This window comes from Stenotrophomonas sp. GQ19, assembly GCF_059758695.1.
The window spans coordinates 414,296-430,179 of record NZ_JCAXES010000002.1; the positions used below are offsets into that span (position 1 = coordinate 414,296).

At 68.5% G+C, this 15,884-nt stretch carries 10 protein-coding genes; 1 reads left to right on the forward strand and 9 read right to left on the reverse strand.

Translation table 11 applies throughout. The features are described 5' to 3' along the window. The first annotated feature begins 31 nt into the window (after positions 1–31). Positions 32–1,984 (forward strand): acetyl-CoA hydrolase/transferase C-terminal domain-containing protein, encoded by a 1,953-nt coding sequence (locus AC6CHL_RS05895; RefSeq protein ID WP_498293776.1) that lies wholly within the window; start codon positions 32–34, stop codon positions 1,982–1,984. Between the two features lie 1,322 nt (positions 1,985–3,306). Here the strand turns inward: AC6CHL_RS05895 and tkt are convergent. From tkt to AC6CHL_RS05940, 9 genes are all read right to left on the reverse strand, one after another. Further along, positions 3,307–5,316: a transketolase gene (gene tkt, locus AC6CHL_RS05900; RefSeq protein WP_463601572.1), complete on the reverse strand. Its 2,010-nt coding sequence runs from the start codon at positions 5,314–5,316 to the stop codon at positions 3,307–3,309. A gap of 163 nt (positions 5,317–5,479) precedes the next feature. Beyond that, positions 5,480–6,802 (reverse strand): dicarboxylate/amino acid:cation symporter, encoded by a 1,323-nt coding sequence (locus tag AC6CHL_RS05905; protein ID WP_447595434.1) that lies wholly within the window; start codon positions 6,800–6,802, stop codon positions 5,480–5,482. A gap of 66 nt (positions 6,803–6,868) precedes the next feature. Beyond that, positions 6,869–8,563 carry a BatD family protein gene (locus tag AC6CHL_RS05910; RefSeq protein WP_498293778.1) on the reverse strand — a complete coding sequence of 565 codons (1,695 nt, stop codon included), beginning with the start codon at positions 8,561–8,563 and terminating at the stop codon, positions 6,869–6,871. Then, on the reverse strand, positions 8,560–10,311 hold the full coding sequence (locus AC6CHL_RS05915; protein ID WP_498293780.1) for a VWA domain-containing protein: 1,752 nt from the start codon (positions 10,309–10,311) through the stop codon (positions 8,560–8,562). Before AC6CHL_RS05915 ends, AC6CHL_RS05910 begins: the two co-directional genes overlap by 4 nt. After that, on the reverse strand, positions 10,308–11,330 hold the full coding sequence (locus AC6CHL_RS05920; protein ID WP_498294009.1) for a vWA domain-containing protein: 1,023 nt from the start codon (positions 11,328–11,330) through the stop codon (positions 10,308–10,310). The genes AC6CHL_RS05915 and AC6CHL_RS05920 overlap by 4 nt, the downstream gene beginning before the upstream one ends. A 5-nt stretch (positions 11,331–11,335) precedes the next feature. Further along, complete coding sequence (locus AC6CHL_RS05925) at positions 11,336–11,797, reverse strand: DUF4381 family protein (RefSeq protein WP_498293782.1); 462 nt, start codon at positions 11,795–11,797, stop codon at positions 11,336–11,338. Then, on the reverse strand, positions 11,794–12,720 hold the full coding sequence (locus tag AC6CHL_RS05930) for a DUF58 domain-containing protein (protein ID WP_498293784.1): 927 nt from the start codon (positions 12,718–12,720) through the stop codon (positions 11,794–11,796). Before AC6CHL_RS05930 ends, AC6CHL_RS05925 begins: the two co-directional genes overlap by 4 nt. A 5-nt stretch (positions 12,721–12,725) precedes the next feature. After that, the gene (locus AC6CHL_RS05935; RefSeq protein WP_038686533.1) at positions 12,726–13,760 is read right to left on the reverse strand and encodes an AAA family ATPase; all 1,035 of its coding nucleotides are present in this window, start codon (positions 13,758–13,760) and stop codon (positions 12,726–12,728) included. Between the two features lie 136 nt (positions 13,761–13,896). Further along, positions 13,897–15,867: a type IV pilus secretin PilQ gene (locus AC6CHL_RS05940; protein ID WP_498293786.1), complete on the reverse strand. Its 1,971-nt coding sequence runs from the start codon at positions 15,865–15,867 to the stop codon at positions 13,897–13,899. Positions 15,868–15,884 lie beyond the last annotated feature (17 nt).

Consider the following 15,884-nt stretch of genomic DNA (forward strand, 5'->3'; position numbering starts at 1 on the left):
TGGCCCGCATGACTCTGCAGGATGGCGCTGGATGACCGATCACCTTACCGACCTCGACGCGGCCACCGACTGGTTGCTGCAGCGGGTGGACGGCCCGCTGCGCATCGGCGCGCCGCTGGCCCTGGGCAAACCGCATCGGCTGCTCAATGCGCTGTATGCGCGCGTGGAGAACGACCCGGGGCGGCCGCTGCAGATCTACACCGCGCTGTCGTTGAACCCGCCCAAGCCCGCCGCGGGTGGATTGGAAGCGCGCTTCATGGCGCCGTTCGCGCAACGCCATTTCGGCGACGACTTCCCGCGCCTGGCCTATGCCGACGCCATGGTCCGCGACCGCCTGCCCGCGCACGTGCAGGTGGAAGAGTTCTACATGCAGTCCGGCGCCCTGCTCGGCTCCTCGCAGGCGCAGCGCAGCTACACCAGCCTCAACTACACCCATGCCGCCGATGCGGTGGCGCAGCGTGCGCCGCATGCGATCGTGCAGAAGGTAGCGATGCGGCCGGACGATCGGCGGCTGTCGCTGTCGTGCAACAACGACATCACCCAGGACACCCTGGATGCGATGGCCGCGCGTGGCCTGCCGCGTCCGCTGATGATCGCCGAGATCGACCCGCAGCTGCCCTACCTCGGCGGCTCGGCCACGGTGGATGTGAGCTTCTTCGACCTGGTGATCACCCCGCCGCCGCCTTACCCCGCTCTGTTCGGGCTGCCGCGGCAACCGGTCAGCGATGCCGACTACGCCATCGGGCTGTATGCCAGCGCGCTGGTCCGGGACGGCGGCACGCTGCAGATCGGCATTGGCACGCTGGCCGATGCGATCAGCCATGCGCTGGTGCTGCGGCATACCGACAATGCCCGCTACCGGCAGATCCTGCACGCGCTGGATCCGACCCTGGCCACCCACCCCACCGTGCTCGAATGCGGTGGCCTGGACCCGTTCGAGATCGGCCTGTATGGCTGCAGCGAGATGCTCAACGAGGGCTTCCGGCGGCTGGTGCAGACCGGCGTGATCCGGCGCAAGGTGCATGACGATCTGGGGCTGATGCAGCGCATCGAGAACGGCAGCACGCTGACCATCGACCACGCCACGCTGGAGGCCGAAGGCGAATACCTGCATGGCGCGTTCTACCTGGGCTCGCCGGAGTTCTACCAGTGGTTGCGCGACTTGCCCGACGACGAGCGCGGCGCGATCGGCATGCGCCGGATCAGTGAGATCAACCAGCTGTACGGGGGCAACGAGGCCCTGGAGCGCGTGCAGCGCCGCCACGCCCGCTTCTTCAACTCCTGCATGATCGCCACCGCGCTGGGCGCGGCCGCCTCCGATGCGCTGGAAGATGGGCGCGTGGTGTCGGGCGTGGGCGGGCAGTACAACTTCGTGGCAATGGCGCATGCGTTGCCTGAAGCCCGCAGCGCGCTGATGTTCCGCGCGGTGCGCGAAGACAAGGGCCAGGTGCAGTCGAACGTACGCTGGAACTACGGGCACACCACCATTCCGCGGCACCTGCGTGACATCTACATCAACGAGTACGGCATCGCCGACCTGCGCAACCTCACCGACGAGGACTGTGTGACCGGCATGACCGCGATCACCGATGCGGCGTTCCAGGGCGCGCTGCTGCAGACCGCAATAGCCGCCAAAAAGCTGGACGCCGCGTTCGTGGCACCGGCGCACTGGCAACAGCGCAACACCGCCGCAGCGGTGAGCGCCGCACTGGCCCCGTTCCGCCAGTCGGGGCTGCTGCCGGACTATCCGCTGGGCAGCGACTTCACCGAGGTCGAACAGCACCTGGTGAAAGCGTTGGGCTGGCTGAAGCAGAACACCCAGACCCGCGGCAGCAAGCTGCGCACGGTGCTGGCCGCCCTGCGCCAGCCGGCCGGCGATGGTGACGCGGTGTACCTGCAGCGGATGGGGCTGGATGCACCGGCGACGTTTGGCGAAAAGGTGGAAGCACGCTTGGTGCGCCTTGGGTTGGCGCGCACCGCGTAATGGTGAACGCGTGGCCCGGCAATGAAGCGGCGCGCATCGCGCGCCGGTAGAGTCGGTTCCCAATCGACTGCCGACGGCGGTGCAGCATCCGGTAACGCATGACCTGAAACGAAGGCGCGTTTCCGTTCGACGGTCATGCGTCCCAGCAGCGCTCACCCGTGTCGGCAGTCGTTTGGGAACCGACCCTACCCGCAACAGCAACGGCAGATCCATCGCCTCAGCGCCCAAATGAAGCGGCGCGCATCGCGCGCCGGTAGAGTCGGTTCCCAAACGACTGCCGACGGCGGTGCAACATCCGGTAACGCATGACCTCAAACGAAGGCGCGTTTCCGTTCGACGGTCATGCGTCCCAGCAGCGCCCACCCGTGTCGGCAGTCGTTTGGGAACCGACCCTACCCGCAACAGCAACGGCAGATCCATCGCTTCAGCGCCCAAATGAAGCGGCGCGCATCGCGCGCCGGTAGAGTCGGTTCCCAAACGACTGCCGACGGCGGTGCAACATCCGGTAACGGATGACCTGAAACGAAGGCGCGTTTCCGTTCGACGGTCATGCGTCCCAGCAGCGCTCACCCGTGTCGGCAGTCGTTTGGGAACCGACCCTACCCGCAACAGCAACGGCAGATCCATCGCCTCCGCGCCCAAATGAAGCGGCGCGCATCGCGCGCCGGTAGAGTCGGTTCCCAAACGACTGCCGACGGCGGTGCAGCATCCGGTAACGCATGACCTGAAACGAAGGCGCGTTTCCGTTCGACGGTCATGCGTCCCAGCAGCGCCCACCCGTGTCGGCAGTCGTTTGGGAACCGACCCTACCCGTAACAGCAACGGCAGATCCATCGCCTCCGCGCCCAAACGAAAACGGCGCGCATCGCGCGCCAGTAGAGTCGGTTCCCAAACGACTGCCGACGGCGGTGCAACATCCGGTAACGCATGACCTGAAACGAAGGCGCGTTTCCGTTCGACGGTCATGCGTCCCAGTAGCGCTCACCCGTGTCGGCAGTCGTTTGGGAACCGACCCTACCCGTAACAGCAACGGCATATCCATCGCCTCCGCGCCCAAATGAAGCGGCACGCATCGCGCGCCGGTAGTGTCGGTTCCCAAACGACTGCCGACGGCGGTGCAACATCCGGTAACGCATGACCTGAAACGAAGGCGCGTTTCGATTCGAAGGTCATGCGTCCCAGCAGCGCTCACCCGTGTCGGCAGTCGTTTGGGAACCGACCCTACCCGCAACAGCAACGGCAGATCCATCGCCTCCGCGCCCAAACGAAAACGGCGCTTCCGTTTCGGGAAGCGCCGTTCGCACTACGTCAGTGGCTGCCCCTTAGTTGGCCAGCTGCGCCTTCGCAGCGGCGACCACCGCATCGGTGGTGATGCCAAAGTGCTTGTACAGCGCTTCGGCCGGGGCCGAGGCACCGAAGGTGTCGATACCGATCACCGCACCGTCCAGGCCCACGTACTGGCGCCAGAAACCGGTAACGCCCGCTTCCACCGCCACGCGCTTGCGCACGGCGTTGGGCAGCACGGATTCGCGGTAGGCCGCGTCCTGGCGCTCGAACACGTCGGTGGACGGCATGGACACCACGCGGGTCTTGATCCCGGCGGCATCCAGCTCGGCCTTGGCGGCCACGGCCAGACCCACTTCCGAACCGGTACCGATCAGGATCACGTCCGGCACACCGCCTTCGGCGTCGGCCAGCACGTAGCCACCGCGCGCGATCTGGGCAACCTGCTCGGTGCTGCGCGGCTGGTGCGGCAGGTTCTGGCGGCTGAACACCAGGCAGCTCGGGCCGTCGGTGCGGGTGATCGCCGACTTCCAGCTGACCGCCGACTCAACCGCATCGCACGGACGCCACACATCGTTGTTGGGGATGTAGCGCAGCGAGGCCAGGTGTTCCACCGGCTGGTGGGTCGGGCCGTCTTCGCCCAGGCCGATCGAGTCGTGGGTGTACACATGGATGGCGTGCGCCGGGATCAACGCGCTCATGCGCACGCCGTTGCGGGCGTAATCGCTGAACACCAGGAAGGTGGCGTCGAACGGAATGAAACCGCCGTGCAGGGCCAGGCCATTGGCGATGGCGGTCATGCCGAACTCGCGCACGCCGTAGTACACGTAGTTGGCGTTCGGGTCGTCGGTGGCCACCGACTTGCTGGCCTTCCACAGGGTCAGGTTGGAATGGGCCAGATCGGCCGAGCCGCCCACCAGTTCCGGCAGCAGCGGCGCGAAGGCTTCAATGGCCAGCTGCGAGGCCTTGCGCGAGGCGATGGTCTGGCCGTCGGCCTGCACCTGGGCGATGTAGGCATCGGCCTTGGCGACAAAGTCGGCCGGCAGTTCGCCGTGCGAGCGACGGGTCAGTTCATCGGCTTCGGCCGGGAAATGCGCGGCGTACTTGTCGAACTGCTGTTCCCATTCGGCCTGGCGCAGGGTGCCGGTACCGCCGGCACGCCAGCCGGCGTAGATCTCTTCGGGGATTTCGAACGGACCGTAGTTCCAGCCCAGCTGCTTGCGGGTGGCCTCCAGTTCGTCCTTGCCCAGCGGCGCGCCGTGGCTGGATTCCTTGCCGGCCTTGCCCGGCGAACCGAAGCCGATCGTGGTGCGGCAGCAGATCAGGGTGGGCTTGTCGAACTGCGCCAGCGCGCCGTCGATGGCCGCCTTGATGCTGTCCGGATCGTGGCCATCGACGCCGCGCACCACGTTCCAGCCATAGGCTTCGAAACGCTCGGGGGTGTTGTCGGTGAACCAGCCGTCGGTGTTGCCGTCGATGGAGATGTGGTTGTCGTCCCAGAAGCAGACCAGCTTGCCCAGGCCCCAGGTACCGGCCAGCGAGGCGGCTTCATGCGAAATGCCTTCCATCAGGCAGCCGTCGCCCAGGAACACCCAGGTGCGGTGGTCGACGATCTCGTACTCGGGGCGGTTGTAGCGCTGGGCCAGCAGCTTTTCAGCCAGCGCAAAGCCCACGGCGTTGGCCAGGCCCTGGCCGAGCGGACCGGTGGTGGTTTCCACGCCGGGGGTTTCATGGTGCTCCGGATGGCCGGCGGTCTTGCTGCCGAGCTGACGGAACTGCTTGAGCTGCTCGATCGGCAGGTCGTAGCCGCTCAGGTGCAGCAGCGCGTACTGCAGCATCGAGCCGTGGCCGTTGGACAGCACGAAGCGGTCGCGGTTGAACCACTTGGGGTTGTTGGGGTTGTGACGGAGATAGTCGTTCCAGAGGACCTCGGCGATATCGGCCATGCCCATCGGCATGCCGGGATGCCCGGACTTGGCGGTTTCGACCGCATCAGCGGCAAGGAAGCGGATGGCATTGGCCAACTGGCGGCGGGTAGGCTGCGTCATGGTTCTGAGAGTCGGGAGGCTCCCGCGGAGCTGCGGGCAGCCAATTGTCCCACAGACCTCCGGCGGGGTCAGGCCGGGCGTCGGCTTTCTGAACAAAAACGCCCCGCACGGGGGCGGGGCGTTTTCGGGGGCGGTGCGCGGCAGGCCGCGCCACGCCGGGCGGTCAGTCGCGCTTGACCTGTTCCGGCACCGGGCTGTCCTCGGTCTCGCCCTTGGCCACCAGAGTGGTCAGGGCGAGGTCGCCGGTGACGTTCAGCGCGGTACGGCACATGTCCAGGAAGTGGTTCACGCCCAGGATCAGGCCGATGCCCAGCGGGTTGACCCCGACCATGGCGCAGATCATCGCCACCACCGGCAACGAGCCGGACGGCACGCCGGCCGTGCCGATGCCGCCCAGAATGCAGACCGCCATCACCATGATCTGCTGGCCGATGCTCAGGTCCACGCCGAAGAACTGGGCCAGGAAGATCACCGTCACGCCTTCAAACAGCGCGGTGCCGTTCTGGTTGGCGGTGGCACCCACGGTCAGCACGAAGCGTGACACCTTCTGCGGCAGGCCCATCTGGTCGGCCACGCGCAGCGCGGTCGGCAGGGTGGCGTTGCTGGAGGCGGTGGAGAAGGCCATCACCGTCGCTTCCTGGGTGTCGCGGAAGAACGACAGCGGCGAACGCCCGGACAGCCACACCGCGGTGCCGTAGGTCACCACCATGTGCAGGCCCAGCGCCAGCACCACCACGCCCACGTAGGCACCCAGGCGGATGATCAGGTCGAAGCCGAACAGCGCGGCCAGGTTGAACATGAAGCAGGCCACCGCGTACGGGGCCAGCCGGATGACCAGGTTGATCAGCGTCATCGACACTTCGAACACGCCTTCCACGGCGCGACGCAGCGGGGCAACTTTTTCCTCGTCGCTGAGCACCATACCGATGCCGAACATCAGCGCGAAGAACATCAGCGACAGGATCGCGCCATTGTCCGATGCGGCCTGCAGCACGTTGCTGGGCACGATCGACAGCAGCATGTCCATGCCCTTGGGGGTTTCATGGATACCGGCGACGATTTCCTTGCTGCGCTCGGCGTTCTCCGAGAGCATCTGCGCGGCCACATGCGGGTCCACCCCGGCGCCGGGCTTGAGCACGTTGACCAGCACCAGCCCGATGCCCACCGCGATGCCCGACAGCAGCACCGTGTAGGCCAGGGTCTTCCAGCCGATCCGACCGAGCGCGCGGATGTCGCCCATCTCCGACACGCCCATGATCAGCGCCGAGAAGATCAGCGGCACGATCAGCATGAAGATCAGGTTGAGGAACAGGCCCGACAGCGGCGTGGTCACCCAGGCCATCACGCCCTTGGCGACGTCGGTCAGGCCGGGCACGCCCGGGCCGGCGGCGTGCACGATCAGACCCAGCACCAGGCCCAGCGCGAAGCCAATGCCCATTTTCCAGTGCAAGGGCAGTTTCTTGCGGGTCGTTGCGGCCTCAGTCATCTAGCAGCTTTCCTGTAAAGAATTGAACGAGCTTAGCAAAGCCGGCCCCTCAGGCCCGGCAGCGCATCAAGATCCCGAAGGATATAGAGGCGCCAGCCCATTGTTTTCCGCCACCGCGGCGGCCTGCCAGTGCGGTCCGTCATGGAAGGCGCGGCGCAGCGCCTGGCGCGCGGCGGCCACGTCGCCGCCCTGGCCGGACCAGCGCACCCGCTGCATCGCCAGCAGCGCCTCGCGCTGGACCGGGTCGGCCAGCCGTGCCAGCAGGGCCTCCAGGCCCACTACCCCGCCCATGCTGGCCAGCAGCGCGATGATTTCATCCAGCCCCTGGCTTTCCAGCGCGCGCCGCAGTTCCGCGCGCGACACCACGACCACGGGCGAACCGGGCGGGCCCGGCTGCGGGGCGGTGGCCGTATCCCGGCGCTGCACCCGGCGCCAACCCCACCACAGCGTCAGCAGCCAGAGCACCGCGAACCCGCTGGCGGCCGCGATCCAGCCCCAGGGACGCGCCGACGCCGGCGGGTCGGCCAGTGGCAGCGCGTTGGAGGCCGGCGGCGCCTCGCCCGGCAGCGCCGACTGGGTGTCCACCGGCACCGCGGCGGCGGCACTGCCCGCCCCCGCTGCGGCGACCTGCAGGGTCAGTGCCGGCAAGCTGGCCGTCCGCGCCTCGCCCGCCTTTACGTCCCACCAGGGCATGCTCGGCCCGGGCACGCGCAGGGTGCCCGGCGTGCGCGGCACGATCGAGTAGCGCCGGGTCAGCTTGAGCTGGGGCGTGTTGCCGCTGAAGGTCTCGTCGAACTGGGCCGGTTCGGCGAACACCTGCGCGTCGGGGCCGACGTCCAGCGCCGGCAGTTCCGGGAACTGCGCGCGGGTGGCGCCCTGGGCCACGGCTTCCACCACTACCGTGGCCGCCTCCCCGGCACGCGCCTGGGTGGGGGCGGCGGTGTAGCGCAGGCGCAGGTCGTGCAGCGGCAGCCACGGCTGCGCCGCGTTGGCCGGTTGCGGCTGCACCTGCAGCGTGCGCGTCGGCGCCGTTGCGCGCAGCCGTCCGTCGCCACCGAACATGTCATCGAAGAAGCCACCGGCGGCACGTCCGTTGAACTGGGCGGCCGGCAGCTGCAGCGGGCCGCTGCGTTCGGGAATCAGCAGGAAACGCCGCTCCACCAGGTTGTAGCGGCGGCCATTGACCTCGCGCACCAGGCTGCGGTCTTCACCTACCCGCTGCATCGACGCACCGGCTGGGGTATCCAGCAGCAGTTCGCCCGACACCAGCTGCGAGGCGTAGTACAGACGCACCACCACGCCCACGCTCTGCTGGACGTAGGGGGTAAGGTCGTCGACCTCGGTTTCCATGAAGACCGCCGCGTTACCGGGGACGGCCGCCGGCGCAGCGGAACTGGCGCCCACCTGCAGCAGCAGCGGTGCGGTGCGGTTGGCCCCCACCTGCAACGCGGGAATCTGCAGCGTGCCCGTGCGACGTGGCGACAGGGCCACCGCGTAGAGATTGCGCGCGGTGGTACCGCCCGTGCCCCATTGCATCTGGCGGCTGCTGGTCTGCGCGCTGAGCTCGAAATCAGCGCGCAGGGGCGTGTAGTCCGGTGCCCCGCCCGCATCGCTTTCGATGTTGAGGGTCACCGTTTCGCCGTCGCTGATCTGCTCGCGGTCCAGCCAGGCACGGGTCTGCGCCTGCGCCCAGCTGCTCGCCGCCAGCAGCAGCCAGCAGCAGCCGCGCATCCAGCGTCGCGTGGTCGAAATGGTGCTCATCGTCCTTCCCGTTTCCTGCGTTCGTTTTCGAGTTGGAACTTGGCGCGCAACAGGCTGCCCGGATCATCCGGCACCCGCCGCATCCAGGCTTCCACGGCCTGGCGCTGCTCGCGCTGCTGCGGGGTTTCCGCGGCCTGCCGCTGCGCCGGGGTGTCCTTGCCGTCCTTGCCCTGCCGCTGCAGGGCCTGTTGCATCTGCTGGCGCTGGGCCGCATCGGCCTGGGCCTGCGCGGCGGGGTTGGGATCCGGGTTGCCGGCGCCCTGCGTGTCCTTGTCCTTGCCCTGCGCCGGCGTGCCCGGCGGCTGGCCAGGGGTCTGCTGCCCGGGCTGCCCGGGCTGCCCGGGCTGCTTCGGCGGCTGGCCGGCGTCCTTGCCCGGTTGGCCCTGGCCCTGCGACGGTGGCGAGGTGGGCGGTTGCTTGCCTTGGCCGTCTTTGGGCGGCGCCGACGGCGGCTTGCGCTTGCGGGCGGCATCCACCGCCGCGCGGTTGGCGACCGCATCGGGCATGCCCGGGGTCTTGCGCAACGCTTTGTCATACGCCTCGATCGCGGCGTCGTACTGACCCTGGCGCGCCAGCGCATTGCCCAGGTTGTACCAGCCGACGTCGCTGTCGATACCGTCGAACTGCGCCTGCGCAGCCTTGAAATCGCCCCGCCGGTAGGCCTCCACACCCGCGCCCAGTGCCTGTTGGTCCACCTGGTCGGCACGCGTCCACCAGGTGCCTTCGGCAGCATGCGCGGGGGTTGGCAACGCCAGGGGCACCGCCAGGCAGGCCACCAGCACCACGGCAAGGCTGCGGCGGCGGAACGCCCACAACGACAGCAGCATCAACGGCGGCAGCAACCAGAACCCTTCATCGCGCCAGGCCATGCCATTGCCGTCGCGGCGATCGTCCATGCTCGTCTTGGGGGTCAGCACGCCCAAGGCGCGCAGGTCGCCATCGTCGCTGGCCATCCGCGCGTACTGGCCGCCCCCGGCACTGGCCACCGCGCGCAGGGACGCTTCTTCCAAACGCGCCTGGGCAATCTGCCCATCGCCACTGCGGTAGGCGGCGCCGGTGGGTGTGCCTACGCCAAGCACCGAGACCGTTACGCCCTGGCGGCGCGCCGCGGTGGCCGCGCTGCTGGCGGCAGCGTCGGCACGATCGGTGAGCAACAGGATGTCGCCGCTGCGTGCGCCGGACTGTTGCAGCAGCAATACGGCCGCGTCCAGTGCGCGCTCGGCGCGCTGGCCATCACGCGGCATCACGTCCGGCCCGAGCGCATCCAGATACAGCGCCACATTGGCGGTATCGGCCGTCAGCGGCGCCACGGTGTACGCATCGTCGGCGTACACCAGCAGGGCAACCTCCCCGCCTTTGCGCTCGCGCAGCAGCGCGGCCAGCTTGGCCCGCGCCTGCAGCAGCCGCGAGGGCGGCAGGTCGGTGGCCGTCACCCGCGAGGACAGGTCCAGCGCCACCACCAGCGGCGCCGGCGATTGCCACAAGGGCTGGGCCACCTGCCGCCAGCTGGGACCCGCCAACGCAACCACGGCCAGCGTCCACCCCAGCAGCAACACCATCAAGCCGCCCCACGCACGCTGCCCACCGGCCACCAGCAGGTGGCGCAGCAGGTGCGCATCCACCGCGCTGTGCCAGGCGCTGCCGCGGCGGCGGCGCCAGTACCAGAACGCGGCGATCAGCGGCAGCGCCAGCAGCAGCCATAGTGCGTTTGGACGCACCAGGTGCAGGGCACTCCAGTCGATGTTCATGCGCACCGCCTTGGCAGCAACCACGCCAGGCCGGCCAACAGCAGCGACAGCGCCAACGGCCATGCATACCGTTCGATGCGGGGCCGTACCGCCGGCCCGGCCGATGCCACCGGTTCCAGCCGCTGCAGTTCGGCATAGATACCGGCCAGCTCGTCGGTATTGCGCGCACGGAATGCGCGGCCGCCGGTGAGCGTGGCGATCTTTTGCAGGGTGGCTTCGTCAACGGGATCTTCGCCCGGCGCGATCTGCACCCCGAACAGACTGAAGCCGCCGTCACCGCCGAAGGCCACGGTGTACACGCGCACGCCTTCGGCCTTGGCCAGTTCTGCTGCGCGCAGGGGTTCGAGCACGCCGGCATTGCTTACCCCGTCGGTGAGCAGGATCAGAACGCGCTGCCCCTGCGGTTGTTCGCGCAGGCGTTTCACCGCCAGCGCGATCGCATCGCCGATGGCGGTTTCACGCCCGGCCAGGCCGACCACGCTGTCCCCCAGTTGCAGGCGCACGCTGGCCAGGTCGCCGGTCAACGGGGTCAACGTGTAGGCGCGTTCGCCGAAGATCAGCAGACCGACGCGGTCACCGGCACGCCGGTCGAGGAAATCCGCCAGCACCGCCTTGGCGGCCGTCAAACGGTCCACCACCTGGTGGCCGAGCAGCATGTCGGCCTCGCTCATGCTGCCGGACACATCGACGGCCAGCATCATCTGCCGTCCCTGCTGCGGCGGCGTCACCGCCTCACCCAGCTGCTGCGGGCGCGCGGCGGCCACGCACAGGCAGGCCCAGGCCAGCCACAACACCAGCCGCCCCAGCCCCAACGAACGCCCGCCCGCTGCCTCGCCCAACGCCTGCAACTGCGCCGCCGCATAGGGCACGCGCAGGGCGGCAGCGGTGGCGCTGCGCTGTGGCCACCAGTGCATCAGCACCGGCAACGGCAGCGCGGCCAACATCCATGGCCACGCCAGCGTGTCCAACCACGCCAGCCAGCTGGGCAACCAGGCGGCCCAGTGTTCGGGTATCTGCATCGCGATCATCGGCGACGCCCCGCCATCAACCCCAGGAAGCGCCGGCGCGCCAGTACCCGCAGCCGCGTGGCGGCCTCGGCCTCCACCTGGGGGCGGTAGCCGCCGTCCAGCAGCAGTCGGCCATCGCCATCGGAGAAGGCGCGGCTGCCTGGCTCATCGAGGAACTCGAGCCAGGCCTGACCCTGCAGCAGCTCGGCGCCGGGTTGATGGGTACGCGCGGCACGGCGCAGCAGCGCGGCGATGGCGGCCACTTCATCCACCGGGGTGGTGGCCTGCGCCACGCCGTCGTCGAACGTGCGCATCCAGCGCTGTTCGCGGCGACGGCGACGCGCACGCCACCACCACAGCAGCGCCACGACACACAGCAGCGCCGCCAGCACCAGCCACCAGCCCGGGGCCGGCGGCCACCACGGCGGCGACGGCGGCAGGTGCACATCGCGCAGCGGCAGGCTGCTGGCCGCGCTCATGCCACCACCGCCGAGGGCATCGGGGTCAACCAGCAGTCACTGGCATCATCGGTGGCCACCACGTGCACCTGGATGCGGCGCGACGACAGCTGCTTCTGCAGCGTTTCCAACGGTGCCACGAAGCGCTCGCGCCAGTGCTCGCGGACAGCGGCCCGGTCCAGGTCGAGCATCACGCGGCGGCCCTGCGACAGGAACGCGAGCGGTGCCGATGGCGGGGCCAGTTCCAGCGGGTCCACCAGTAGCATCACCACCACTTCGTGGTGCATCGCCAGGGCGGTCCAGCGTGCAACGCTGATGGCGGAAGCCTGGCCGGGGTCGGCCAGCACCACCACGCGCGCGCCCGGCCGCAGTAGACGGGCGGCATGTTCCAGTGCACGGTCCAGGCCGGCATCGTCGGAAGGCGGTTGTGCGTACCAGCGGGTCAAGGCATCCAGCACGCGCAGGACGCCCCGGGTGCCACCGGCCGGCGGCACCGGCGCTTCGACCGCACTGCCGCGCAGTGCACCGAGGCGATCGCCCTGGCGCTGCGCCAACCAGGCGGCAATCGCGCCGACGCGCGCGGCCTGCACCGATTTGAAGCGCACCCGTGTGCCGAAATACAGCACCGGGTCGGTATCGGCGACCAGCAGGGTCAGACGCTCACGCTCGGCCTGGAACAGCTTGGTATGCGCGCGGCCGGTGCGGGCGGTGACGCGCCAGTCGATGTGGCGGGCGTCGTCGCCTGCCACGTACTCGCGCGACTCGGCGTACTCCATGCCGCGCCCCCGCATCGGTGCGGGCGCGCTGCCGGCATGGCCAAGCCGGCCACGCCGGGCCGGCGCCAACCGGTGCGCATTGCGTCGCAAGGCGACCAGTTCGGCCAGGCTGGGGCGAAGGCCGTCGCCGTTGGTCGCGCCTGCAGCGCTGTCCGCGTTGAATTCCATCTGGATCAGGGTGCCGGTACGCGGGCCAGCAGTTCGGCCACCAGGCGGTCGCCATCCCAGCCTTCGGCGGTGGCTTCGTAGCTGGGCAGCACGCGGTGGCGCAGCACGTCCGGCGCTACGCTGCGCACGTCATCGGGCGTCACGAAGTCGCGCCCGGCAAGCCAGGCTCGCGCACGTGCGCAGCGCTCCAGTGCGATGGAGCCACGCGGGCTGGCGCCCCATGCAATACGTCGGGCCAGTGCGGGGTCGTAACGGGCGGCGTCGCGCGAGGCCAGCACGATTTCGATCAGGTAGCGTTCCAACGCCGGCGCCATGTGCAGTGACAGCACCGCCTTGCGTGCGTCGAACACATCCTGCAGCGGCATCCGCGCCGGAGCTGGGGGCGGTGTACCCAAGGCATCGCGCGCACGCTCGCGCGCCAGGCGCAGGATCTCCGCTTCGGCGTCGGAGTCGGGGTAGCCGATGCGCACATGCATCAGGAAGCGGTCCAGCTGTGCTTCGGGCAGCGGGAAGGTGCCCTCCTGCTCGATCGGGTTCTGCGTGGCCATCACCAGGAACAGCGCCGGCAACGCGTAGGTGTGGCGACCCACGGTGACCTGGCGCTCACCCATCGCCTCCAGCAGCGCAGATTGCACCTTGGCCGGGGCCCGGTTGATTTCATCGGCCAGCAGGATCGGGTGGAAGATCGGCCCTGGTACGAATTCGAAGCGGCCTTCCTGGGGACGCCAGATTTCGGTGCCGGTCAGATCGGCCGGCAACAGGTCCGGGGTGAACTGCACGCGCGAGAAGTCGGCCTCCAGGCGTGCGGCCAGCGCGCGGATGGCGGTGGTCTTGGCCAGCCCGGGCGCACCTTCGACCAGCAGGTGACCGTCGGCCAGCAAGGCGGTCAGCAGCCGATCGACCAGCGCCGCCTGTCCGACGATCTCGCCGGCCAGGGCATCGCGCAGGGCGCGGAAACCGTCGTGCAGGCGGTCGTGGGCCAGTTCGGCGGCAGCAGGGGTATCGATCGAGGCGTCTGGCATGGGGGGAGGCAGGTTCATGGCGTCCGTGTGACCCGCGCGGCGTGCGAAGGTTCCATCCACATGATGGCAGGCACGCCGGGGATCGGCATCAAGATTGCCTGAACGCGAAAGGGCCGCACGTGGCGGCCCTTTCGTTGGAGCAGGTGGCGCGACCTCAGTTGGTCTTGGCCACGCGCAGCACCTTCGGGGTGACGAAGACCAGCAGTTCGGCCTTGTCCTTGTTGCGGCTGCGCTTCTTGAACAGGTTGCCCAGGAACGGCACGTCGCCCAGGAACGGCACCTTGTTGACGCTGTTGCGGTCGGTGAACTCGTACACGCCACCGATCACCACGGTCTGGCCATCTTCCACCAGCACCGCGGTATTCACTTCGCGACGGTTGATGGTCGGCACTTCGCCGTAGCCGGCCAGGCGGATGTAGCCTTCGACTTCATCCTTCTTGACCGCCATGTTCAGGAACACGCGGTTGTCGTTGGTGATGGTCGGGGTGACCTTCAGCTCCAGCACCACTTCCTTGAACTGCACGTTGGGCGTGGCAGCGCCACCGGCCGCTCCGCCGCCGCTGATGGTGACGTAGCCGATTTCCTTACCCTGCTTGATGATCGCTTCGCGCTGGTTGGTGGTGACCACGCGCGGGTTGGAGATCACCTCGCCACGCGATTCCTGCTGCATCGCCGACAGCTCGACGTCCAGCAGGTAGCCCGCGTTGAGGATCGACAGCGCCAACGAACCGGGGTTGCTGGCCGCGGCGACCGGCAGATTCCAGTTCAACGGATTGGTGCTGATGGTGTAAGGCGCGCGGATCGGGACGGCACCGGTGCGACCACCGGCATCCCAATCGGCGAGCGCCTTGGCGTAGTCGTTGTTGACCTTGGCCTGATCGTTGATGTTCTTGCCATTGCTCTCCGTGCTGCCACCGAAGAACACATTGTCACGGTTGCCACTGATACCGAACTTCGCACCCAGCTCACGCGCGAACGTATCGGTGGCAATGACGATGCGGCTTTCGATCAGCACCTGGTCGACCGGACGGTCGATAACGTTGATCAACTCGCGCATGCGCGCCAGCTTCTTCGGGATGTCGCTGATCATCAGCGTGTTGGTGCGCTCGTCGGCGACGATGCGACCACGCGAGGACAGGAACCCGCTGTCTTCCTGCGAGCTGCCGCCACTGCCACTGCTACCGCCGCCGCCGATGCCCTTGGCTTCGGTCAACGCTTTGAAGATCTGCGCGGCATTGTGGTAGTTGATCTGGATGTAATCGGTGACCAGGTCTTCGCGGTTCTCGATCGCGATCCGTGCGTCTTCCTTGTCCTGCTCGAACTTGGCCAGTTCCGGCTGCGGGGCAACCCACACCACGCCGCCATCACGGCGCTTGTCCAGGCCCTTGGCACGCAGCACGATGTCCAGCGCCTGGTCCCACGGCACGTTGACCAGGCGCAGGGTGACATTGCCTTCGACGCTGTCGGAGGCCACGATGTTCAGGTTGGACTCTTCGGCGATCAACTGCAGCACGGTGCGCACCGGCACGTCCTGGAAGTTGAAGGTCACCGGCTTGCCGCTGTAGCCGCGCTGGGCGATCGCGCTGGCCGCCTGGGTCACGGCGGTGGCGTTGATCGCACCGGTGGCCGGGGCCGCCTTGCGCGGGCTGATCTCCACCACGTACTCGTTGCCGGTCTGGTAGGCCAGCGATTCGAACGCGGTATTGGTATTGAGCACCAGCTGGGTGCCGCCGCCGTAAGGCTTGGGATCGATACGCTGCACCGGCGTGGCGAAGTCGGTCACGTTGATCGACTTCTGCAGGTTTTCCGGCAGACGCACGTTGCCGACGTCGATCACGACGTTGTTGCCCTGGGTGCGCAGGTCCGGGCTGGCGCCCTTGCCGTCGAACTGCAGGATCAACCGCCCGGCGCCGTCTTCACTGCGCTTGAAATCGATCTTGGATACCGACAGCGAGGCCGGCGCGGTGATCGGCGCGGCGCTGGCGGCAGGCTGCGGAACCGCTGCGGCGGGCGTGGCCGCCAACAGCGTGCCATTGGCCACCATGAGCGCGACTCCCAGCGCGCACAGGTGGATCAGCTTCGGGCGCCGGTTGGGACGCTGCCGCATGGCATTGGAAAAGGTCATCGTGCTATCCCCGTAAT